The sequence below is a fragment of the Lentzea sp. HUAS12 genome (genome assembly GCF_024125735.1).
GTDB lineage: Bacteria > Actinomycetota > Actinomycetes > Mycobacteriales > Pseudonocardiaceae > Lentzea > Lentzea albida.
On sequence record NZ_CP099738.1, the window covers coordinates 4,557,256 to 4,579,858 of the forward strand.

19 protein-coding genes are annotated in these 22,603 nt (G+C 67.4%); 13 read left to right on the forward strand and 6 right to left on the reverse strand.

All coding sequences use genetic code 11. The features are described 5' to 3' along the window. Nucleotides 1-134: 134 nt before the first annotated feature. Nucleotides 135-716, forward strand: coding sequence for a fumarylacetoacetate hydrolase family protein (locus ND450_RS20005; RefSeq protein WP_253327587.1), 582 nt, complete (start codon nt 135-137; stop codon nt 714-716). Between the two features lie 508 nt (nt 717-1,224). Here the strand turns inward: ND450_RS20005 and ND450_RS20010 are convergent. The 6 genes from ND450_RS20010 to ND450_RS20035 form a co-directional block, all read right to left on the reverse strand. Beyond that, nucleotides 1,225-2,286 carry a S9 family peptidase gene (locus ND450_RS20010; RefSeq protein ID WP_253327588.1) on the reverse strand — a complete coding sequence of 354 codons (1,062 nt, stop codon included), beginning with the start codon at nt 2,284-2,286 and terminating at the stop codon, nt 1,225-1,227. Next, on the reverse strand, nt 2,283-3,815 hold the full coding sequence (locus ND450_RS20015; RefSeq protein ID WP_253327589.1) for a bifunctional 3-(3-hydroxy-phenyl)propionate/3-hydroxycinnamic acid hydroxylase: 1,533 nt from the start codon (nt 3,813-3,815) through the stop codon (nt 2,283-2,285). The genes ND450_RS20010 and ND450_RS20015 overlap by 4 nt, the downstream gene beginning before the upstream one ends. An 874-nt stretch (nt 3,816-4,689) precedes the next feature. Further along, the gene (locus tag ND450_RS20020; RefSeq protein ID WP_253327590.1) at nt 4,690-5,109 is read right to left on the reverse strand and encodes a hypothetical protein; all 420 of its coding nucleotides are present in this window, start codon (nt 5,107-5,109) and stop codon (nt 4,690-4,692) included. Between the two features lie 1,145 nt (nt 5,110-6,254). Then, a complete protein-coding gene (locus ND450_RS20025) occupies nt 6,255-6,710 on the reverse strand; it encodes a hypothetical protein (protein ID WP_253327591.1) in 456 nt (151 codons plus the stop codon). A gap of 539 nt (nt 6,711-7,249) precedes the next feature. Beyond that, nucleotides 7,250-8,602, reverse strand: a complete 1,353-nt coding sequence (locus tag ND450_RS20030; RefSeq protein WP_253327592.1) for a glycoside hydrolase family 43 protein — start codon at nt 8,600-8,602, stop codon at nt 7,250-7,252. Nucleotides 8,603-8,799: 197 nt separating this feature from the next. Further along, nucleotides 8,800-9,705 carry a LysR family transcriptional regulator gene (locus tag ND450_RS20035; RefSeq protein WP_253327593.1) on the reverse strand — a complete coding sequence of 302 codons (906 nt, stop codon included), beginning with the start codon at nt 9,703-9,705 and terminating at the stop codon, nt 8,800-8,802. Between the two features lie 106 nt (nt 9,706-9,811). On the opposite strand from ND450_RS20035, the gene ND450_RS20040 reads away from it, so the two are divergent. The 12 genes from ND450_RS20040 (at nt 9,812) to ND450_RS20095 (ending at nt 22,582) form a co-directional block, all read left to right on the forward strand. Next, nucleotides 9,812-10,738: a fumarylacetoacetate hydrolase family protein gene (locus ND450_RS20040; protein WP_253327594.1), complete on the forward strand. Its 927-nt coding sequence runs from the start codon at nt 9,812-9,814 to the stop codon at nt 10,736-10,738. Beyond that, nucleotides 10,735-11,709, forward strand: coding sequence for a cyclase family protein (locus ND450_RS20045; protein WP_253327595.1), 975 nt, complete (start codon nt 10,735-10,737; stop codon nt 11,707-11,709). The genes ND450_RS20040 and ND450_RS20045 overlap by 4 nt, the downstream gene beginning before the upstream one ends. A gap of 11 nt (nt 11,710-11,720) precedes the next feature. Beyond that, complete coding sequence (locus ND450_RS20050; protein ID WP_253327596.1) at nt 11,721-12,845, forward strand: FAD-dependent monooxygenase; 1,125 nt, start codon at nt 11,721-11,723, stop codon at nt 12,843-12,845. Beyond that, entirely contained in the window at nt 12,842-13,855 is a 1,014-nt protein-coding gene (locus ND450_RS20055; protein WP_253327597.1) for an amidohydrolase family protein, read from the forward strand. The genes ND450_RS20050 and ND450_RS20055 overlap by 4 nt, the downstream gene beginning before the upstream one ends. A gap of 2 nt (nt 13,856-13,857) precedes the next feature. Beyond that, nucleotides 13,858-14,793, forward strand: a complete 936-nt coding sequence (locus ND450_RS20060; protein WP_253327598.1) for a VOC family protein — start codon at nt 13,858-13,860, stop codon at nt 14,791-14,793. Further along, nucleotides 14,790-15,257: a nuclear transport factor 2 family protein gene (locus ND450_RS20065; RefSeq protein WP_253327599.1), complete on the forward strand. Its 468-nt coding sequence runs from the start codon at nt 14,790-14,792 to the stop codon at nt 15,255-15,257. The genes ND450_RS20060 and ND450_RS20065 overlap by 4 nt, the downstream gene beginning before the upstream one ends. Continuing rightward, nucleotides 15,254-16,210: a fumarylacetoacetate hydrolase family protein gene (locus ND450_RS20070; protein ID WP_253327600.1), complete on the forward strand. Its 957-nt coding sequence runs from the start codon at nt 15,254-15,256 to the stop codon at nt 16,208-16,210. Before ND450_RS20065 ends, ND450_RS20070 begins: the two co-directional genes overlap by 4 nt. Next, nucleotides 16,207-16,968, forward strand: coding sequence for an SDR family NAD(P)-dependent oxidoreductase (locus ND450_RS20075; RefSeq protein ID WP_253327601.1), 762 nt, complete (start codon nt 16,207-16,209; stop codon nt 16,966-16,968). The genes ND450_RS20070 and ND450_RS20075 overlap by 4 nt, the downstream gene beginning before the upstream one ends. Before the next feature lie 7 nt (nt 16,969-16,975). Further along, the gene (locus ND450_RS20080; RefSeq protein WP_253327957.1) at nt 16,976-18,187 is read left to right on the forward strand and encodes an MFS transporter; all 1,212 of its coding nucleotides are present in this window, start codon (nt 16,976-16,978) and stop codon (nt 18,185-18,187) included. A gap of 424 nt (nt 18,188-18,611) precedes the next feature. Then, a complete protein-coding gene (locus tag ND450_RS20085; RefSeq protein ID WP_253327602.1) occupies nt 18,612-19,424 on the forward strand; it encodes a S1 family peptidase in 813 nt (270 codons plus the stop codon). A gap of 262 nt (nt 19,425-19,686) precedes the next feature. Then, on the forward strand, nt 19,687-19,926 hold the full coding sequence (locus ND450_RS20090; RefSeq protein ID WP_253327603.1) for a hypothetical protein: 240 nt from the start codon (nt 19,687-19,689) through the stop codon (nt 19,924-19,926). A gap of 868 nt (nt 19,927-20,794) precedes the next feature. After that, on the forward strand, nt 20,795-22,582 hold the full coding sequence (locus ND450_RS20095; protein WP_253327604.1) for a rhamnogalacturonan lyase: 1,788 nt from the start codon (nt 20,795-20,797) through the stop codon (nt 22,580-22,582). The last annotated feature ends 21 nt before the right edge of the window (nt 22,583-22,603 follow it).

Here is a 22,603-nt window from a genome sequence, read left to right on the forward strand (position 1 = left end):
AGTTCCCGATCGACCCCCGCGCTGCTCGGCACACCCGTGCCGCTGCCCCGGCAGGTCTTCGCCGTGGCGCTCAACTACCGCGACCACGCGGCCGAGAGCGGCATCGCCGAGGACCAGCTGCCCACCGTCCCTCGGTGTTCGCGAAATTCCCCACCAGCACCACAGGACCCGTCGCCATGGTCGCACTTTCAAGCAACACCGTGGACTACGAGATCGAACTGGTCGCGGTCGTCGGCAAGCGCGCCGAGCGAGTGTCCGAGGACCGGGCGTGGGAGCACGTCGCCGGGCTGATGGTCGGTCAGGACCTGTCCGAGCGCGCTATGCAGTTTGCACCGCCGGTGCCGCAGTTCAGCCTAGGCAAGTCGTTCCCGGGCTTCTCCCCCACCGGGCCAGCGATCGTGAGCCTCGACGGGATCTCCGACCCGGACGCACTCCACATCGGCTGCCGGGTCGGCGACGAGGTGCTCCAAGCGGGTAGCACGAGAGTCCTGTTGTTCGGCGTTCCCGAACTGGTGTCGCGGCTGTCCCGGATCTGCACGCTGCTGCACGGCGACACGATCTGGACCGGCACACCGGCCGGGGTCGGCCGTGGCCGCACCCCTGCCCGTTACTTGGCCGTCGGGGAGACGCTCGTCAGCACGATCAGCTCGGTGGGAGAGATCACGACCACCTTCGTGGACGCCCTCGACCACGTCGTCCGGGCGGAAGGAGCCTGAAATGCCTTTGCACGGACTTACAAGGATCACTCTGGGAGTCCCCGACGTCGCTTTCACTGCGGAGTACTACACCGACTTCGGTCTCCTGTCCGTATCCACGACCCCCGATGACGGGACCCGCCGGTTCGCCGTCGACGGCGGCGATCAGCTCACCATCGTGCGCACCGCGCGGCGGCGGCTGCCCGCTCTCGGCGTCAGCGTGGACGATCCCGACGACATCGACCGCGTCACTGCGAACCTGACCCGGTTGGGACTCACCGCGCACCGCACCGAGACGTCGCTGAGCGTCCACGAACCCGCGACCGGGGTCGACATCACCCTGGGAATAACCCAGCGGCTCGACCGGGCGCCCGGGGTACAACGCTGGGGCACCCCGGTACGACCGCGCAGACTTGGGCACGTCGTGCTCGGGACGACAGAGCAGGAGGCAGCCCAGCGGTTCTTCGTCGAGGGGCTGGGGTTCAAGGTCAGCGACAAGGTCAGCGAGGTGACGGCCTTCCTGCGCTGCTCAGGACAGAACCGCGGCGAACCAGTCGCCGACGAGGGCGTCCCGCTCCACGGCGCGGTTGTAGAGCGTGTGCTCACCGTCCGGCCATTCCAGGACGCGGCTTCCCGCGGCACCGGCCGCCACGAACGCGTCGCGATCCGCCTCCGCCACGAGAGTGTCGGCCCCACCGTGCAACACCAGCAGCGGGCAGCCGATCCGGGCGTCGCCGAGGGAGACCGCGCGCAGCACCCCTGCGAGCGCGGCCTCGTCCGAGAGCCCGAACAGCGCCTCCAGCAGCCCGCGCAGCGCAGGCACGGCGGGAACCACTGGCGACGCGGGAGCACCGTTGACACAACAGGCGAACAGCCGCTCGTCGGACGCGGCGCCCAGCGCGGCGAACAGACCACCGAAGCTGTTGCCCCACACACCGATCCGATCACCGACGGCGGGCGAGCCGACGAGCCAGTCGACGCTCGCGACGACAGCGTCCGCGATGCCGGCGTCGGCCACCAGGCCACCGTCGAACAGCGTCGTCCCCTGGCCGGGCAGGTCGATCACCAGGACGGCCAGCCCCCGTTCGATCAGCGCGGCCGCGGTGCCGAGGAACGCGGGTCCCCACTTGTCGAGTCCTCCGACGATGATCACGCACGGTGCGGGCCGCACCGTGCCAGGCGTGGCCAGCAAACCGTGAAGACGTCCACCCGCGTGCGGCACCTCCACGAGCTGCAGTCCAGGAACCTCGGCAACCAGGTCGGCCAAAGATCGCCGCATCCGCTCGTGCAGCTCCCTGCGTCGTTCGGGAGGAAGCCCGAACGCCTGAGCGGCCACGGCCCGCGTGGCGACCAGGCGGCGCAGCAGCGCCGTGCGGGAGACCGATCCCGCATCGGCCAGCAGGTCCTGCAGCGCGCCGGCCTCGTGTTCCGCGGCAAGGCCCCAATCCTGCCCGCCGGCGAAGGCGGCGAGCAAGCGCTGCGCCCGGCCGAGATCGAGGCCGCTGTCGACGAGACGGGTCAGCGGAAACGCCGTGAGCACGCCCGCCCGTTCCGGGTCGGCCGGCGAGAACGCCGATCCGGGGACGGTCACGTGAGTTCCAGTTCCCGTGCCAGATCGTCGAGTGCCTCCCCCAGCACTGCGAGATCGGGCAGGGCGGCGTAGAGGTAGAAGTCCGGGCGGACGATCACGGCAGTCGCGTTCAGTTCGTCGAACCACGCCTCGTAGTCGAGGTCGACGTCCACGACGCCACCGGACAGGGCAACCGGCGAGATCACGACGATCTCGGCTCCGAGGCGGTCGAGCAACGCCGACCGCCGGTCGGTCAGCGCGTCCACCGGGACCGGCCGCCGGGTGAGAATCCTCCAGCCACCGCCGATCAGGTCGTCCAGCCGTCCGCGCTCGCCGTCGCGTTCGACCCGCGCCTGCAGCGCGAGCCCGCCCGCGCCGGGCCGCAGCACGCCGTCCACCAGACCGGGAAGCGACGGCGTGGGTGGCACGCCACTCCCGGACAGGGCCGCGTCTCGCCGGTCCGCAGTCACCTGGTCGGTCGTGCTGACCATCGCGCCGAGGGCCATCGCCATCCGGATCACCTGCTCCACGTGCGGACGGCGCTCACGTGTGTAGGTGTCGAGCAGTGCCTCGTCCGCCTCACCACGCACGACCAGGTCGAGCTTCCAGGTGAGGTTCGCCGCGTCGCGGACACCGGCACAGAAACCCTGGCCGAGGAACGGCGGCATCACGTGGGCGGCGTCTCCGGCCAGCAGCACCCGGCCCCTCCGCCAGTCCTTGACCAGCTGCGAGCCGAACTCGTAGACGGCGCGGCGCGCGATGCGGGAGGTCGCAGGTGTGACACCCCACGGGGCCGCCAACTCCCAGCAGCGGTCCTCGGCGGTCATGTCCTCGGGAGACTCCCCCGCGGCCAGCATGAACTCCATCCGCGAGTGACGGCGTCCGAGCCACCGTCCGAGCAGGGCCGGTCGCCGGGGGTCGAGCACGAACCCGTCCCGCAACGGCAGGGACACGGCCGGGTCGTGGTGCTCGAAGTCGATCACGAGCCAGGGGCCGCGATAGCCGAGATCTTCCTGGACGAACCCGGCGAGTTCCCGCACGGCGCTGTTGGCCCCGTCGGCGCCGATGACGTAGCGCCCCCGGCTGGTGCGCCGCTCGCCCGTCTCACGGTGGCGGCTCTCGACGACGACGTGGTCGACCGCGGGAACGACCTGGTCGACCACCCACCCCATCAGGACCTCCACCGAGGGCTCGGCCCGGACGACGCGATCCAGCGCGTCCTCCAGGTCGGGCTGGTACATCGTGTAGGAGCCGTGCCACCCCGAGACGACGTCGCGGTGGGCCGCGACCTGCGTCAGGACCCGGCCTCCGGCGTCCATCATCGCCATCCCGAGCGGCCTCGCCAGCTTCCGCTCCAGTTCCTCGGCCACGCCCAGCCCCTGAAGGGTGCGCATCACCTCGTGGTCGAACGTTCCCGCCCGCGACACCGCGTACCGCTGGTGATGGCGTTCGAGGACCTGAACGCGATGGCCACGTCGGCCCAGACCTGCGGCGAGTACCTGCCCCACCGGCCCGTACCCCACCTGCACCACGTCGAACACCTGGTTCACGTCGTCTCCCTCGCCGAGTTCACCAACAGACTATCGGCATATTATCGATAATATTCTGAAGATAGTCATATGGTCCGATAGCCGAACGAAAGAGCTGCGCCTCCGAACGACGGAGAGGGATGCGCGGCGCTCGATGCCGGGACGGCGCCGAGCGCATCCTGCGGAGCCCGCTATGCCGGCGAGCGGCGGCGATGTCCTCCGCGGCCTCCGTCAGCGACGGGGAGAACCGCTGCGGACCCTTGCGCTTGTTCAGCGCCACCACGCCGGACTAAGACTCGATCATCCACGTGGGAAGAACTCGATGTGCGCGCGAGCCACCTCGCCCGCGATGGCGTCGTCAGCGTCCGGGTCGGGCGAGGACTTCGCCCGAGGACGGGCGAAGCGGGCGGCGGGAAGGAGGAGATTGTCGCGAGCGGTCTCCGGATGGCCGGCGAAGCGCAACGCGCGGTCCCGGCCGCGAAGGTGCCCCGCCCAGGTCTTCGAGAGCGCCGAAAGTGAGCCTGTCGAGGTCGGGCAGAGGCGTTGTGCAAGCCCCCGGACCCAGGATCCGATGAGCGGTGTGCTCACCCAAGGCAGGACTCGGCAAGATCGCAAGAAGAGAGTCCTCACAGCATCCCACCTGCGAGAACTCTCTTGGCCGTCGGGACGACAGGATGTGCGTTCGCGACCCCTCGGCCCCATGCCACGCAGCTTGAGCTGATCTTGCCGATGGGTGGCGCTCCGGCATGGCGTCCTGATCATCATGCCCGGCGCCGGCACGATCACCCGTGGCGGACGCGAACGTGGCGTCACCGGGTCAGGTATCGGCGTGGCTCGTCCGGCCGCGTCAGCCCAGGAGGCGACGTTCCGCAGATTTCCGCCGGCGGGCTCGAGATCAGTACCAGAACGTGCTGATGGTCCGCTGGTTGACCTCAAACACGTTGTTCGCACGCTTCATGCTGTTGCAGACATTACCGCCGAACCTGTTACCCAGCAGACCAAGCGAGAATTTTTCACACGTTTCCATTCGAATCGGCTGCCGCGAACCCCAATTCCCGCTCGGATTACGGCGCCACACCTCAGGAGGAACCGTACCGACACTGTTCGTCCGGTCCACCGCCCGACCACAGGCGGGCCAGTCAGACTTGGGTACCTCGATGACCTTCACCCAGAGTACCGAGCCGGAACTCCAGTAGTTCCCGCAGATGCGCGATCCGGACTGGGCTTGCGCGATTCCGGGAGCACCGACGAGAGCAACTGCCGCAGCAAGCGTCAGCCCTGCCACGATCGAACGATTCTTCAGTTTCTGCAGCACGACATCACCTCCATTTTCACACCTGAAACGAACCAAAATTGAATCCCGAGCACTCGCCGTCAAAAACGACGGCACCAGATCCAGACAAGCAAGCAGAAGCGCTCGGCGAGAGTCATGCCAGTTTTACCCTTCCTTGCAGATGATCGGCTCGTTGAGCTCGAACACGCTGCCCGCTCGCCTCGTGCCGACGCGGACGCCTTCACCGAGTTTCCCGCATGGAAATTTCGCGAAGAATTCCTCACAGGTGAGCAACTTCAACGGCCACCGACGCCGCCGGTCCCGTCGACCGCCCGCCGACACGCAAAGGGACCACTCCGGGGAACCTCGACGACCTGGTCCCAGACCGCCCTTTCGCCGGAGCCAGCGCGCACCCTCCCTGAGTACCCACAAACACGAGAAAGAGATTGGCCCTGCGCAGCAAGAGCCACGCAGAACGCCGCGGCAGCAGGTGTCAGTGCGGTGAAATGGGTCTCTTCCTCATATTTTGGGCGAGAATCAGCCTTTTTTGAACCTTGTTCGAATCGATTGAACGGCGCCCAGAAAGCTAGCAAGGACACATCTGAGTGAGTTCCGGTTCAGGAAAAATTCGGACCTGTTCCAGTTCTTTCTGACTACGACGCCGATGAGGTGTGACGTTCGACGCTCAGGGCGGGGCCCGAACCCGGCTGCGTCGGCGTCGTCACCCGCCAGGGAGACGCGCCGGCGCGTGAGCCCGGCCTACATACCTGCCGAGCGGCGCGCACCCAGCCGGAGTTGAGCTGCAGATCAAGCTGCATCTCCGCTGCCGGATACGCACAACGGACATGTCGAACGTCCCGTGCCCGGCTTCGCGAGCCAAAGGGCAGCCGGCGCCTGCGCCTGCACACCTGGATCGACCCGGCCCCAGCACGGGCGAGACCAGTGCCGAGGACCGGGCGGCTCGGTGGGCGTCCCAGCCTCGGCATCCGTACGTTCGGCGACCACGGCGGCCACTGCGCGCAACCACATCCTGCCCGCCGGGGCGCCACCCCACCGGCAGGCCTGTCCACTCTGGACGTCACGGCCTGGATCGAACAGCTCCACGACCGCGGACGTGACGAGCGCACAGGCCAGCGCGCACGTGATCACGGCACCAGGTTCTGGCCGGACTTCTGGCGTGCGAGGCGTCAGGCGTAGTAGTAGGCGACTTCGCACGGGATCCCGGGCTCGTGCAGCGTCACGTAGATCTCACGAGCGTTGAGAGGCGAGCGGAAACTGCAGAAATCGGTGTTAACAGGAATTCCACAGTCCCCGACAGTCGATCCATAAATACCCCACTCGCCATTTTGCACGTTCGACTTCGTGGTGACGCTGTACCGGGGATTAGCACTGTACGAGCCGTTGCGCAGGCAATCGTAGGTGCTGTTGACCGAGAGTCCGTAGGATCGCGAGACCCTGCCACTGGCGGTGTCCGACGCGTACTCCCGGATGAAGAGGTCGGGAGTACATCGCGACTTGAACGTAGTCGCATCGGTCGCGCAGAACTGCGCGTTCGCGGCAGGAGCCGCGACGAAGGCCGCGAGTCCGAGCGTGGCTGTCGCGGTGGCGATGATCGCGGTCGCCTTGGCGAGGTTCTTCCTCATCTGATCTCCCAGCAGTGGTTCGGAGTACTTCCTGGTATTGAACAACTTTGCTCACCGAATGAAATCGGCGCCTGAAGATCAGGAAGCGTCTTCGTCGTGCCCGCTCACCTGATGCGCTTTTCGGACGCGTCCTCGCCGATCGGGCGATCCGTTCACGTCACCCAAGTTCGACCTCCGTTCTCGAAGTCGGCCGGAACCCGTGGCCGGTTCACCGGGGCTGAGCGCGTCCATTCCTGCAGACCCGCGAGTAGCCGATCTGGCTACCGAAGCCGTGAGCTCGACACCGTCGAGCTCACGCAAATCCACTGGGCACGAGAAGCACCCACACGGTTTATGCGCGATTCACGGACGGCAACGACCGACTTGCTCGACGGTGAGTCCGATGTTAGGTATCGCGCGAAATCATCACCAGCGACTTCCGGAAATTTCGCACGAGTTCGGCAAAATCAACGGAAACATCGGAGCATTTCAAGCATGGCGCGGGGGAACTGACACGGCGACGGGAGCCGCATGTTTCATGAGGACACTCGGCGCCGGGTTCAGCCCAGGGCGTTGGTCACGTTGAACGACGCGTCAGCGGGGAAGGCTCCGCTCGCTCGAGCGTCGAGCTGGATCTGGAAGTCGTAGTGGCGGAGGTAGTGGCCGGGAAAGTTGTAGGACTCGAAAGACAGAGACCCACCCCCGGCGAAGCCGGTACGGCCGCAGAAGGTCGCGTCGCTCCTGAAGCCGGCTGAACCGTCGTTCTGGGCGAGCCGCAGCTTGAAGTCGTCGTGACGCAAGTAGTACCCGGTGACGTTGACCGCCGCGAACGAGTAGCAATTGCCGTTGGCGAGCCCGGCGACCACGGTGAAGGTGGCGTCGGCGCGGTCCAGAGCGGCACTGGCAGGACCGACCTGTTCCAGCAGCGCGGCGAAGTTCTTGTGCCGGATCACGTGACCGGCCTTGTTGACGGACGCGATCGTCCGCCTGCCGGTCGGTACGACGACGCCGTCGCCCACGTTCTCCCGCAGCACGGTGAAGTGGCGGGCGACACCGGACAGACCTGGCAGTTCGGTCTTGGCAGAGAAGGTGTTCAGGTCTCCGTCGGCGTAGAAGTACCGTCCGCCGCTGTACTGGTCGAAGTAGATCCGCCAGTTGCCGTTCGGCAACTGTGCCAGCGCAGGTCCCTCGAGGCCGCTGCCCCACCCCGCCCAGTTCCCGGTTCCGACGAACCGCCACGGACCGCCGAGCGAGGACGAGGTGGCGTGCTCGATGTACTTGGTGGTCTCGTTCTTGACGAAGTTGTGGTAGACGCCGCCTTCTTTGACCACGAAGCTGTCGATGTAGTTGGCCGGGAGGCCCAGCGGGACGGGCGCGGTCCAGGTGGACAACGCCGCGTCGGTCGCCTTGATCCGGTACGGGCGGAACTGCCCTCCACGGCCCTCGGCGGAAGCGGAGAAGATGACGTGGACGCTGCCATCGGAGTCCTTGAACCACTCCGGAGCCCAGGTGCTGCCCGTGTTTCCGTTGAGCCCCACCTTGACGTTGCGCAGGAACTGCCAGTTGATCTGGTTCGTGCTGCGCGCGAATCCGATCGTGTCGCCGGTCCAGTTGGTGGTGTAGGTCAGGTAGTAGTAGCCGTCGGTGTGCCGCAGGATGCTGGGATCGCGGATCAGTCCCGAGGGCGGGGTGTAGGCATTGATCTTCACCGTGTTCCAGTTGAGCGCATCCGATGACGCGTACACGTTCATGTTGGACTCACTGGACCGCGTGAACGCCGTCATGACGTAGTGAGCCGCGGGACCCGCCGCGTGAACCGCCGGGGCGGCCGCGGCCATGATGCCCGACCCGACGAGCAGGCCGGTGGCCGCGGCGAGCAGGCGACGTCCGAATCTGGCGCAACCGTGGTGCATGATCCAACTCCTACCGGCGGACAACAGGATGTTAGCGCTAACAAGCGTCGGTCACCGGATCTCGACCACGCTCACCACCGCTGTTGAAGAGGGATTGTCGACGTTCGTCACACGTGACGGTCAACGGTCTTCCGCGCATTTCGGAGACACCTGACCGCTGTGCCGTCGTCTTTCCGGGTTCTGGTTTCGCGACGTGATCAGATGGCGAGACCGGCTTCGATCAGAACGGACCGCAGCCACACGTGTTCGGGATCGTGTGTGTGCATGGGGTGCCACCACAGTGCCTCGACGAGCGGCACGGCGTCCCAGGGGCACCGCAACCGCCGAAGCCGGTCGTCGCGCACCAGCAGGTCCGCGAGCTTGGCCTGCACCAGCGCGATGCGGCCGGTGCCGATCAGATAGTGCGGCAGCGCAAGGAAGCTCTCCACCACGGTGCACACCTTCGCCGCCACGCCCAGAATCTGCAGCTGCCGTCCGGCCGGGGTGAACGCGGTCGGGCCGTTGTAGGTGAACACCCAGGGCAGTTCGGCCGCGTTGGCCATGGTGAGCTCCTCACCGATGTGCGGGTTGCGGCGGTCGGCCAGGCAGACCCAGGTGTCGCTGAACAGGTCCACCGAGGGCAGTTCGGAGAAGAAACCGTGCGGGAAGAGGATTCCGTCGAAGGCACGAAGGGCGTGAACGCCCGCGTCGATGAGCGGTGTGCTGTGTCGCTCGAGCCGCAGGGTCGTGCCGGGTGCCCGTTCTTCGAGCAGGTCGACCACCCGCGGGCCGATCATCGTCATCGCGTAGTCCGAGGCGAGGAGTGTGAACGTGCGGCGCGACGTCGCAGGGTCGAACGCGGGCTCGCTGGCGAAGACGCGTTCGACACCGTTGAGCGCGATCGCGGTGCGCTGGCGCAATTGGACAGCGAGCGGCGTGAGTTCGTAAGTGTTCCCGCTGCGGGCGAGCAGCGGATCGCCGAAGTGCCGGCGCAGCCGTGCCAGAGAGGCGGACAACGCCGGTTGCGACAGCCCCAGCCGGGCTGCCGCGCGGGACACGGAACGCTCGGTGAGCAGGACGTCCAGCGGGACCAGAAGGTTGAGATCAAGGGCTGCGAGATTCACAGGATATTAATGCCAGTGATAACTCGCATCAGCAACTAGCGCTTCCCTGATGTCTTTCTCGGTCCGAAAGTGGTGCCAACCACTTGCGACCGAAGGGAAGTCCCGCGTGAACATCTCGTTCGGACTGGGAACATTCACCGCGGACGAAGGCGAACGCTTCCCGGGTCTCGTGCGCGATACCCGCGTGCGCGATCTGCGCGACGTGGCCGAGTCCACGTGGAAGCTGCTGCAGGCCTGGGACGAGGTACTGCCCGAACTGCGCCGGCTCGCGACCGGACCTGGGCCGTGGCAGGCGCTGGAAGAACTGCGGGTGTGCGCTCCGCTGGAACCGGGCCAGGTGATCCAGGCCGGGGCCAACTACCGCACACACGTCGTGGACCTCGCTGTCCGGCACTCCCCGAACCGCGACGCGGACGAGGTGCGTGCCGAGACGGCGGAGATGATGGACCGCCGGGCCGCCTCCGGTGAGCCGTACCTCTTCGTCGGTCTTCCCTCCGCCATCACAGGCCCTTACGACGACGTGACGCTGCCCGCGTACTCCGCCCAGCACGACTGGGAGCTCGAACTGGCGGTCGTGATCGGACGGGACGCCTTCCGCGTCGACCGCGGGGACGCCCTGGGCCACATCGCCGGTTACACGATCGCGAACGATCTCACGACGCGCGACCTGGTCTTCCGGCGCGACATGCCGGAAATCGGCGCCGACTGGTTCCGCTCCAAGAACGCGCCTGGTTTCACCCCGCTGGGACCGTGGCTCGTCCCGGCCGAGTTCGTCGAGCAGCATCCGAGAATCACGTTGCGCCTCAACGGAGAGGTGATGCAGGACGAGTCCACGAAGGACATGATCTTCGACGTGGCGGCGCTCGTGTCCGCGGCCTCCTGGACGACACCGCTGCGACCGGGCGACATCGTCCTCACCGGCAGCCCCGCGGGCAACGGCTTCCACCACGGCAGGCTGCTGCGGGCCGGAGACGTCATGGAAGGCACCATCACCGGACTGGGAACGCAGCGCACCCGGTGCGTGGCGCCATGACCGTGCCACGACCGAGCCTCGACCGGACCGACCCCGAAGGTGCCGTCACGGCCGCGGCGAAGCGGTGCTCGAACGCCGGCCGCTGGGGTTCCGACGACGTCCACGGCACGCTGAACTTCCTTACCCCGCAAGCACGTGTGCGGGCCGCGGCGCTGGTGCGCCGCGGAGTGACCTTCTCCCTCGCCCAGACCTTCGACGAACACGGTCCGCAGCGCGGGTGGCGGCGGCGGACCAACCCGGTGCACTCGATGACGGACACCGGCACCGACGCGGAACGAGGGGTGCAGGGCTTCCCACACGGCTTCGGAGGCGCGGACGACGTCGTGTCGATGCCACTGCAGTGCTCCACCCAATGGGACGGACTGGGCCACATCTTCGACCACGGCACCGCGTACAACGGCCGACGAGCCGGTGATGTCGTGACGAGCGCGGGAGACGCGGTCACGGGCATCGAGACGGCGGCTGCGCTCATTGCGGGTCGCGGGGTGCTGCTGGACGTGGGCAGGGTGCTGGGCGACGGCGAACTGCCCGACGGGTTCGCCATCCTGCCCGAGCACCTCGACGCCACGGCCGCGGCACACGGTGTCACGATCGAGGAAGGCGACATCGTCTGCGTGCGCACGGGCAGACTGTCCCGCGCCCGCCGCGAGGGGTGGGGCGAGTACGCGGGCGGTGACTCTCCCGGCCTGTCCTTCCTGTGCGCTGACTGGCTGCACGACTCGCGCATCGCCGCGATCGCCACCGACACCTGGGGCTTCGAGGTGCGGCCCAACGAGTTCGACGACTCGTTCCAGCCACTGCACCAGGTCGTCATCCCGCACATCGGCCTGTACATCGGCGAGATGTGGGACTTCGACGCACTCGCCGAGGACTGTGCCGCCGATGGCGCCCACGCGTTCTGGCTCACGGCCGTTCCGATTCCGTTCACCGGTGCGGTCGGAGCACCGGTGAACCCGCTCGCCGTCAAGTGAGGAGGGCATCGATGCCCGCAGTCAGTTCTGTAGCCGTGATCGGTGGTGGGGTCGCCGGGTTCGCCACCGCCGTGCTGCTCGCCGAGGCGGGCGTCGCCGTCGACCTCGTCGAGGCCCAACCGGACGTCACCGCGCTCGGATCGGGAATCACCCTGCAGGGCAACGCTCTGCGCCTGCTGCGCAGGCTCGGAGTCTGGGAACAGGTCCGCCGGGCAGGGTACTGCTTCGACTCGATCGGCCTGCGCCTGCCCAGCGGTGAACTTCTCGCCGAGGTGTCCGACACCCGCACCGGCGGCCCCGACCTCCCGGCCACCGCTGGGATGTATCGTCCCGACCTCGCCCGGCTCCTGGCCGACCGTGCCGTCGCGCTCGGTGTCAAGGTGCGCACGGGCACCTCGCCGACCTCGCTCGCCCAGGACGTCGATGGCGTGGACCTGTTGTTCTCCGACGGAAGCGGTGGCCGCTACGACCTCGTCGCGGGTGCGGACGGAGTGCGGTCGTGGACGCGCGGGGCGATGGGGATCGAACTGGAGACCCGCGCGACCGGCATGGGCATCTGGCGGGCGTTCACCCCACGCCCGGCGTCGGTGACGCGAACCGAACTCTGCTACGGCGGTGTCGCGCACATCGCGGGTTACTGCCCCACCGGAGAGGACTCGCTCTACGCCTACCTGGTGGAGGACGCGCAGGACCGCAGCGCCCTGTCCCCGGCCGAGAAGCTGGCGGCGATGCGCGAGCTGGCGGAGCAGTACCAGGGACCCTGGATCGAGATCCGCGCCCGTCTCGTCGATGCCGACCGCGTGCACTACACGTGGTTCGAGACGCACCTGCTCGACGGCCCGTGGCACCGCGGTCGTGTCGTACTGATCGGTGACGCCGCGCACTGCTGCCCGCCGACTCTCGCTCAGGGGGCGGCGATGGCCCTCGAGGACGCGGCGGTACTCGCCGAACTCCTGCTCGCCGCGGACGACCTGGACGACCGCCTGTGGAGTTCGTTCACCGCGAGGAGGCTGGAGCGAGTGCGGACGGTGGTGGACGCGTCCCTCCACATCGGACGGATGGTGGCGGCGGGTGATCAGAGCGGTGTTCCCGAGCTGATGAACCGGGTGTCCACTCTGGTCTCGGAGCCGGCATGAAAGCGGTGGACGTCCACGCGCACTGCGTCATCGGGGCGGTCGAGGAGCTGGTCGGTGACGACCCGCGGCTGTGGGAGCAGCGACAGCACGAAGCACTGAGGGACAGCCCGCAGTCCCGAGCCGAGTCGGCGCGCATGGTCCGCACACGCCTGTCCTCGTTGACCACCCTCGAACGCAGGCTCGCGGACATGGACGCGGCAGGAATCGACGCGCAGGTCGTGTCGCCGTCCCCGTCGCAGTACCACTACTGGGCGGATGAGGACCAGGCCCGGCGAATCGTGCACACGGCCAACCGCGGTGTCGCGGACCTCGTGGCATCGGCGCCCGATCGTCTCGCCGGACTCGGGCTCGTCGCGTTGCAGCACCCCTCGACGCTGGTCGAGGACTTGGAGAACGCGCTCGCGCTGGGCCTCGCCGGGGTCGAGATCTCCTCGCACGCGCCCGGCGTCGAGCTGTCCGATCCCCGGCTCGAGCCGTTCTGGGCGCGCGCCGCCGAGACCGGCGCCGTCGTGTTCCTGCATCCCTTCGGGTGTTCCCTGGGCGCACGCCTGGCCCTGCGGTACCTGTCGAACACGGTAGGACAGCCGGTCGAGCACGCGGTCGCGCTCTCGCACCTGATCTTCTCCGGGGTGCTCGACCGCCATCCGGGCCTGCGGGTGCTCGCCGCGCACGGCGGCGGCTACCTCCCTCATCACATCGGCCGCGCCGACCACGCGTGGCGGGTGCGGCCCGACGCCCGCGGGTGCGCCGAGCCGCCGTCGGCCTACCTGCGACGGCTGTGGTTCGACTCGCTCGTGCATTCACCGGAAGAACTCGGCGCGCTCGTCGGCAAGGTCGGCTCCGACAGGGTGCTGCTCGGGTCCGACCACCCGTTCGACATGGGCGCGGCCGACCCGTTGGCGGCACTCGACGCCGCCGGTCTCACCACGGGTGAGCGCGCCGCCGTGGCCGTGGGCAACGCCGAGAAGCTGGGCCTGTGGCCCACCCTCCGACAGTCCGGAAAGGAATGATCATGACCCGCCTGATCACCCACCTGCGGCACGTCGCCATCGGCGTGCCCGACCTGGCGCGGGCACGCGCCTTCTACTCGGCGGAGTGGGGTCTCGCCGAGACCGTCACCGACACGGGCCTGTCTTTCCTGGCAGCCGTCGGGTCTCCCGAGCAGTACGTACTGCGGCTGCGCGAGACCACCGACAAGCGCATCGACCTGATCTCCTTCGGCGCGGCCCGCCCGGCCGACGTCGACGCGCTCGCGGAGCGACTCGCCCGAGCAGGCGTCACCATCGTGTCCGAGCCGGGCACCGTCAGCACCCCCGGTGGCGGGTACGGGTTCCGCTTCTTCGACAACGAGGGCCGCACGGTCGAGGTGTCGTGCGACGTCGCGCAGCGTGAACACCGCAGGATCGAGGAGACCGAGGCGATTCCCGTGCGCCTGTCGCACGTCGTCATCAACTCCGCTGACCCCGAGGGCACAGTCGACTTCTACACCCGGTACCTGTCGTTCGCGGTCTCCGACATCCTCACCCACCCCAACATCGGCAACGCGATGTGGTTCATGCGGTGCAACAGCTGGCACCACAGCTTCGCCATCGCCCGCGGCCCTCACCCGTCACTGCACCACGCGAGCTTCGAGATGCGTGGCATCGACGAGTACATGCGCGGCACCGGTCGGCTGCTGCGGCTGGGCGTGGAGAAGATCTGGGGCCCCGGCAGGCACAAGGCGGGCAACAACACCTTCTCCTACTTCCTCGACCCCCAGGGCAACACCATCGAGTACACCACCGAACTCGAGGTGCTCGACGAGGACACCTGGCACCCGGGACTGCACGACTTCTCCGACCCGGAGGTCTCCGACCAGTGGGGCACGGCCAACAAGATGGACGAGTTCGTCGCCGCCAGGTCGTTCAACGATCTGGACAAGGGCCTGTTCGTGGCGCCGCCGGTATGAGCGCGCTGCAGGAGCAGGTCCGCTGGCTGGTGGACCGCGCGCTGATCTCGGACCTGCTGGTCGAGTTCGCCAGAGCGCTCGACGAAAAGGACTGGGACTCCTACGCCGCCACTTATGCCGAGGACGGCGTGCTCGAGATCCCCGGTGCGGCACGGTTCGAGGGCCGCACCGCGATCCGCGCCGCCACAGCAGGCGAACGAGGCCTCGGTCGCTACACGGGCACGTGGCACGGGTCGTCGAACCACGCGATCAGCATCGACGGCGACACCGCCACAACGCGGTCCTATCTGCTCGGAGTGCACATGCTCAGCGACGACACGTTCGACCACGCCGACGGTTCCGGTTGGTACGACTGCGCTTTGCGCCGCACGGCGGAGGGATGGCGCTTCACCGAAGTCCGCATCACCGAGGTGTGGCACGCGGGCGCACCGCTGCCGCACGTGAGCGGAAAGGTGGCGCCGTGAAGTTCGCGACGGTGTGGGACGAGGACGCCGGCACCCGGTGCGGACTCGTCACCGACGACCTGTTCCACCGCCTGCCCGCCGGAATCACGGTGCTCGACCTGCTGCATACCGAACAGCTGCACTCGGCGGGCGACACCGCGCTCCGTCAGGGAGACACCGTGCCACTGGCGGGTCTGCGGCTGCTCACACCACTGGAACCTCCGACCGTGCGTGACTTCGTCGCGTTCGAGGAACACGTGGAGGGCGTGGTGCGGTCGGTGTCGGGTGGTGCCGCCGTGCCACCGGAATGGTTCGAGGCGCCGACGTTCTACTTCACCAACCCCTATGCGGTGATCGGCGCCCACGACGACGTGGCGGTGCCACCAGGCTGCACCGCGCTCGACTTCGAACTGGAGGTCGCCGCGATCATCGGCCGTGTCGGCCGCGACCTTTCCCCGGAAGCCGCGCGCGAGCACATCGCCGGGTACACGATCCTCAACGACTGGTCGGCTCGCGACCTGCAACGGCGGGAGATGAAGGTCGGGCTCGGCCCCTGCAAGGGCAAGGACTTCGCCACGACGCTGGGCCCGGTGCTCGTCACCGCGGACGAGCTGGAGCCGTGGCGCGACGCGGACGGGTTCCTGACGCTGGGCATGACCGTCGAGGTCAACGGGATCGAGGTCGGCCGGGACCTGCTGTCCAACATGGGCTGGCCGTTCGAGGAGCTCGTGGCCTACGCGAGTCGCGGGACCGAGGTCAGGCCTGGCGACGTGCTGGGGTCCGGCACGTGCGGCAACGGCGGCTGCCTCGCCGAGAAGTGGGGCCGCCACGCCGCCGGCGTCACGGGGCTGCGGCGGGGCGATGTCGTCACCATGACGGTGGAGGGCATCGGCACCATCGCCAACACCGTCGTGGCAGGCGGTGACCCGGTGAAGATCCCCGCCGCGCGGCAGCGTCCCAGGACACGGCCATGAGCCTCGACGGCCGCGTGGTCGTCGTCACCGGGGCGGCGAGCGGACAGGGCGCCGCGGAAGCACTGGCCGCCGCACGGGCGGGGGCCGTGGTGTACGCGCTTGACCGGGAGCCCGTACCGCACCGTCCCGGCATCACCGGCCGGCGCCTCGACGTCACCGACCCAGCAGGCTGGGCGGTGTTCGCGGCGGAACTGCTTGCCCGGCACGGAACCGTGCACGGACTCGTCGCGAACGCGGGCATCACGTGGCGCGCGAGGCTGGACGAACTCGATCCGGCCGACCTGCACCGGGTGCTCGACGTCAACGTGGCCGGTCCGCTGCTGGGCATCCAGCACCTCGCGCCACTGATGAGCGCGGGAGCGTCGATCGTCACGGTCGGTTCGGTCGCCGCGCTGACCGGTCACCACCCCGTCGCCTACACCGCGAGCAAGTGGGCACTGCGCGGTCTGACCCGTGCGGCCGCAACCGAACTGGGACCGCGCGGCATCCGGGTCAACGCCGTCCATCCCGGCTACATCGACACACCGATGACCGCGTCCGCCGGCCCGGCGTTCCGCGCGGCGAACATCGCGGAAACCCCGCTGGGCCGTACCGGCACTCCCGAGGAGGTCGCGGCGGTCGTGCTCTTCCTGCTCGGCGACGGATCCTCGTTCGTCACGGGCACGGAGATCGCCGTGGACGGCGGGCTCACCGCACACGGCGGCGTCAAGTCCATCTCGGACGCCGCCCGCCTGGTTCAGACTTCCACAACGTCGTGAGGTGATCATGAACGGCAACGGCACCACCCGCGTGGCGGGTACGCCCCAGTTGCTCCTACTTCTCGCCGCGAGCTCGATGTCGGTGCTCGGTTCGGTGCTGATCGCGCCCGTCCTCCCACTAATGGCCCAGGAGTTCGCCGCGACACCGGGTGTGGCGGTGCTGGTTCCGATCGTGCTGACCGTTCCCGCGCTGATGATCGGCCTCGTGTCACCGTTCGCCGGCGTCGTGGTCGACCGGCTGGGCCGGGTACGACTGCTGATCGCGGCGATGGTGGCCTACGCGATCTTCGGCACCGCTCCGCTCTACCTCGACGGCCTCGGCGCCATCATCGGAAGCCGCGTTCTGGTCGGCGTGTGCGAGGCCGCCATCATGACGTGCTGCACGACGCTGATCGGCGACTACTGGTCCGGCGCGAAGCGCAACCGCTACCTCGGTCTGCAGGCCACCGTGGCGGCCGTGAGCGCCACCCTGTTCCTGCTGTTGGGGGGACTGCTGGGCGCGAGCGGCTGGCGCACCCCCTTCTGGATGTACTTCGTCTCCCTGGCACTGGTGATTCCCCTGGCGCGGTCGCTGTGGGCGCCGACGCCGTCGGCGGTGCAACGCACGCGATTGGAGCCCGTGCCGTGGCGAGGCCTCCTCGCGCCGTGCGGTGTCACGTTCCTCGGCGGAATCGTGTTCTACGCGCTGATCGTGCAGCTGTCCTACGTGCTCGATGCGGCGGGAGTCACGTCCACGGGTGTCATCGGCCTCATCAGTGCCGTCATGTCGATCGCGACCGCGATCGGCGGTGCGGTGTTCGGACGCCTGGCCGGGCTCGGACGCAGGAAGCTGCTCGTCGGGGAGTTCCTGCTGGCGGCGACGGGCCTGGTCGTCGTGGCGGCGTCCGGCTCGGTGCCCATGATCACCGCGGGAGCCGTCCTGACGGGACTCGGCACCGGGGCGCTGTTGCCGACGTTGTTGACCTGGGCGCTGGACCTGCTCGACTTCGTCCACCGCGGCCGGGGCACCGGCCTGTGGACCGGCACCCTGTTCGTGGGCCAGTTCATCTCGCCACTGGTGATCGCGGGCATGACTGCGGCAGCGGGAGGTCTCCGGCCTGCGCTCGCCATCCTCGGCGCCGCCTCCGCGGTGCTGGCGGCAACTCTGTGGCTCCGCTTGGCGTCGCCCGACCACGCGACCAGGGTCTCCGATGTCGTCCTGCCGTCGGAGACCTGCTGAAGCACATCGCGCGTGACCCCAGGCGTACGAATCACGGATAAGCGACCGCATCGGTTCGACTGTTACCTCAAGCTCACCCCGGAGAAAGCTTCCGGAAGCGTGATCCAGGATGGGAAGCAACAAGTCCCACCGCCGGTGAGCGCGGCGCCAGCAGCCCTGACTCCCGAATCCACGGTATTCGAGAAGAACTCGAACTTTTTCGCATAGGCAGAGTTGGTGTGCTGTTGTTTCAGTTCAGGTCATGTCGAGAACCGCCTTTTCCTGTTCCTCCGCAAAGCGCCGGAGGACGACGTCACACAAGGCACGCACGCGGCGGCTGTGCGCTGCCACGACGTTCCTCTTCGCGGCACAGCTCGCCTGGCCCGGCCCGGCGACAGCGGCGGCCAACGAGGACCACTCGTCGGCTGCAGCACGAACATCCGCCGTGGCCGCCGTGGTCCAGGAGATGGCCACGAAGGACCCCGACGGCCGGAAGTCCTCGTTCGGCACGCACTACGACGCGAACACCGGTCGGGTGATCGTCACGACGACCGCGCCGAAGCAGGTGGTCGACCGGCTGGAGGACTTGCTCTCCGACGATGTGGTGGTCCAGCGAGGTGACGGTGGGCAACAGTCGCGCAAGTCCGACTACAGCCCGTTCTACGGTGGCGCTTCGATCGCGAGCCCTAGCAACGGCAACATCTGCACCAGCGCATTCCGCATGGTCTACCCCGACGGTGTGTCCCGGATGATCACGGCGGCTCACTGCTTCCCGGCCGGCGCGCGGATCTACTCGGAGAAGGCGGGCCACAACGGAGTCCGCGCCGAGATCGGCAAGATCGTGTCCACGGTGCCGTCGATCGACGTCGCACTGATCGCCGCCACCACCGGCCGCTACGGGAACTCGATCTACCGCGGTGGCGTCGATTCATCCGCGACGTACCTCATCGGGGGAATCAACCACCTGTCCGGCCCGGTCAACGACCTGTGCGTGAGCGGGAGGAGCACCGGTGAACACTGCGATCACCGGGTGGCGGATGCCCATGCGCGCGCGTGCTTCGACGGCCGGTGCTTCCAGGACCTCATCGCCTACAGGAACGGCACGCTCACGCGAGCGGGCGACTCGGGAGCACCCGTCTACACGGTCCACGAGGGCAAGGCGATGGTTGCCGGCATGCACATCGCGCTCATCAACGGGATCATGTTCGCCGTTCGGATCGACAAGATCGCGACGACCTTCGGGTTCGCCAGGGTCTGACACGTCGTGCTGTGACCGTCCCATGGCAAGCACCAGGCAGGGACGATCACAGCGCGCGAATAGGCCCCACACTGTGCAGGATCTGCGGACTTCTCGTGCGCTGGGGCGACTTCCGCGGGCTCCGATTGGGTTTGTCCAGGACCACTCCGCCACGTGCGGGAGCTACTCCTGCCACCGGTCCGCACCTCGTCGGTGAAGTCCTGGACTCCGGCTGCCGGAGCGCTGAACAAGCCGCGAGTACAGGCCGGACGCGGTATTGATCGTGGACGGCACACTGGGGCGCATCCGCTATCGGATCATCTCCGCGTTCGGCGGGCATCAGCATGTAGCCGGACCAGCCGAGATCATGACCGACTTCCGGTCGCCGAACGACCGTGCGACCGCCGCCGACGGCGATGTTTCCGCTGCCTCCTCACCTGGTAGTCACCTTGAGTTGCACCCACCGGTGACACTGTCGCCGGTGTATCGGATCTGCCCCCACCCATCGATCTTGAAGCAGTGATCACGATCCAGACGGAGCGGTTCCGACCAGTACTCACCCCCGGAACTGCGCAGGTTGGCGTGGATCCAGCCGTTGTCGCCGTACCACGTGAAATACCACAACGCCCTGCCGCCGGAGCGCTGGGACTGGTTCCAGTAGTACACCGGCTTACCACTCTGCGCGAAGAGAGTCGCCGACGCGCGCCACAAGGGTGCACCACTCGTGCTGATGTGGACGAAGTGACGCTCGCCCGCCGCACTGGCAGCCCCAGCCGGAACCAACACGCCCACGAGAACGAACATCACGACCAAGAGAACACGCAAAGATCTCAACTGAACCTCCGAAGCCGATAAAGCCGATCACAACACGGCGCCACCGTAGCAAGATCGACAGACTCAGACCAATTAAACGCACATAACTATGAGGACCGTAAGTAAAACTACCAAGCCGCGCGAAAATTGTGATCCAAGCTCACCGGATACACCTCAAAAATTACACACTTCGCCATGTTTTGATTGCCAAAATCAGCTTCCGCAGGACTGACAGCCGATACAGAAATAGCTTCGCACCCAGCACGCCGGAGTGCGACATCTGGTTCAACAGCGCCCACAGAGGCGCGAATCTCGTGGGCCGAATTGCCTAGCAATACAGGCGAAAAGCCCACACAGAATGAGATCCAGCACACCGCCAACCATTAACATTAGAGATCGAACGATTAACTTACTCCAGAGACCCCGGCAGACCCAGAGAGTTCAGCGTTGAGAAATCCGGCCTTTTTTGAGCTTCTTCAATAAAATTCGGAAGATCAAGCCCGCGTGACGGATATATCTTCTCCCATCGGAATTAACCGGGATGGAGATAAACTTTGTCGCGCACAGCAAAAGCTTTGGTGCTCGCCTCCACTGTCCTCGCGGCCAGCATTTCTGTCGAAACATCCTCTGCGGACACACCATCAGCTCAGCCGCGTGCTGTGGCAGTGAAGGAAACCCGTGCCCTGGTGAGCATCAGGTCCCTGCGGCAACCGGGCAACTTCGTGTCATGGCGGTTGCTGAGAGCAGACGGCAGCGCTCCGGCGTTCAACGTCTACCGCAACGGTGTGAAGATCAATGCTGATCCCATCACCAAGGCGACCAGCTATCTCGACCTCGGCGCACCGGCCGACGCGTCCTACGAGGTGCGCCTGGTGGGTGACACCACAGCGCTGAGATCAGGAGTGCGAACGCGCACGTCGAGCATCGACGTGCCGCTCCAGCTTCCGAAGGGAGGAACCACCCCCTCGGGCGAGGCGTACACCTACACGGCCGGTGACGCATCCGTGGGCGATCTCGACGGCGACGGCGTCACCGAAATCGTGCTCAAGTGGGATCCCAGCAATGCCAAGGACAACTCACAGGCGGGCTACACCGGCAATGTCCTGCTGGACGCCTACCGGCTCGATGGCACCAGGTTGTGGCGCATCGACCTCGGAAGCAACATCCGCGCCGGGGCCCACTACACGCAGTTCCAGGTTTTCGACTTCGACGGAGACGGCAAGGCCGAGGTCGCGATGAAGACAGCGGACGGCACCCGTTCGGGCACCGGCCAGGTCATCGGCAACGCCAAGGCCTACCACCGCACCACCGACGGCTATGTCCTCTCCGGACCCGAGTACCTGTCGGTGTTCCGAGGGACCGACGGCGCTGTCCTCGCCACGGCGGACTTCGCTCCGGCTCGTGGCTCGGTGGCGAGTTGGGGCGACGACTACGGCAACCGTGTCGACCGCTTTCTCGCCGGTACCGCCTATCTGGACGGGGTGCGGCCCAGCATCATCATGGCCCGCGGCTACTACAAGCGCTCCGCGATCGCCGCCTGGGACTTCCGCGACGGCGTACTGGTCAACCGCTGGGTGTTCGACTCCGCGGCGCAGGCACGGCCGGCGGACTGGATGGACAAGGGAAACCACCAGCTTTCGGTGGCCGACGTGGACGGCGACGGACGCGACGAGATCGCCTACGGCTCCATGGCGATCGATGACAACGGTCGCGGTATGTGGCAGAACAACACCCACCACGGAGATGCCTACCACGTCGGTGACTTCATTCCGTCGAGGCCCGGATTCGAGGTGTTCAAGCCATCCGAGAGCAAGACCGACGTCGCTGACTGGATGGGCGACGCGCGCACCGGCCGAATCATCTGGAGCGCACCGTCCTGCGGCTGTGACAACGGCCGCGCCGTGGCCGCGGACATCTGGCCGGACAACCCCGGAGCCGAAGTGTGGTCCGCCGCCGTTGACGGTCTGCGCAGCGCGACCACCGGTGCGGTGGTGTCCGCCCGCAAGCCGGGATCGGCGAACTTCGTCGTGTGGTGGGACGGCGACGCCGAACGTGAGCTGCTGAACGGCACCACGATCGACAAGTACAGCCCGTCGGGCGAGCTCAGGTTGCTCACGGGACAGGGTGTGCAGGCGGCCAACGGCACCAAGGCGACCCCGGCGCTGTCCGCGGACATCCTGGGCGACTGGCGTGAGGAAGTCGTCTGGCGCACCGCGGACAGCACCGCGCTGCGCATCTACACCACCACCGAGCCGACCACGATCCGCCGACTGTCCCTGATGGAGGACCGGCAATACCGCCTCGCGGTCGCGTGGCAGAACAGCGCCTACAACCAGCCGCCTCACCCGAGCTTCGCTCGTCCCTGAGCGGCGATGAACGCGGATGCC

What these genes read in the sequence shown, in the direction of transcription:
- ND450_RS20055 (WP_253327597.1), top strand. Translation starts at nt 12,842, where the DNA reads ATGAAAGCGGTGGACGTCCACGCGCACTGCGTCATCGGGGCGGTCGAG.
- ND450_RS20080 (WP_253327957.1), top strand. Translation starts at nt 16,976, where the DNA reads ATGAACGGCAACGGCACCACCCGCGTGGCGGGTACGCCCCAGTTGCTC.
- ND450_RS20045 (WP_253327595.1), top strand. Translation starts at nt 10,735, where the DNA reads ATGACCGTGCCACGACCGAGCCTCGACCGGACCGACCCCGAAGGTGCC.
- ND450_RS20050 (WP_253327596.1), top strand. Translation starts at nt 11,721, where the DNA reads ATGCCCGCAGTCAGTTCTGTAGCCGTGATCGGTGGTGGGGTCGCCGGG.
- ND450_RS20030 (WP_253327592.1), bottom strand. Translation starts at nt 8,602, where the DNA reads ATGCACCACGGTTGCGCCAGATTCGGACGTCGCCTGCTCGCCGCGGCC.
- ND450_RS20025 (WP_253327591.1), bottom strand. Translation starts at nt 6,710, where the DNA reads ATGAGGAAGAACCTCGCCAAGGCGACCGCGATCATCGCCACCGCGACA.
- ND450_RS20065 (WP_253327599.1), top strand. Translation starts at nt 14,790, where the DNA reads ATGAGCGCGCTGCAGGAGCAGGTCCGCTGGCTGGTGGACCGCGCGCTG.
- ND450_RS20075 (WP_253327601.1), top strand. Translation starts at nt 16,207, where the DNA reads ATGAGCCTCGACGGCCGCGTGGTCGTCGTCACCGGGGCGGCGAGCGGA.
- ND450_RS20060 (WP_253327598.1), top strand. Translation starts at nt 13,858, where the DNA reads ATGACCCGCCTGATCACCCACCTGCGGCACGTCGCCATCGGCGTGCCC.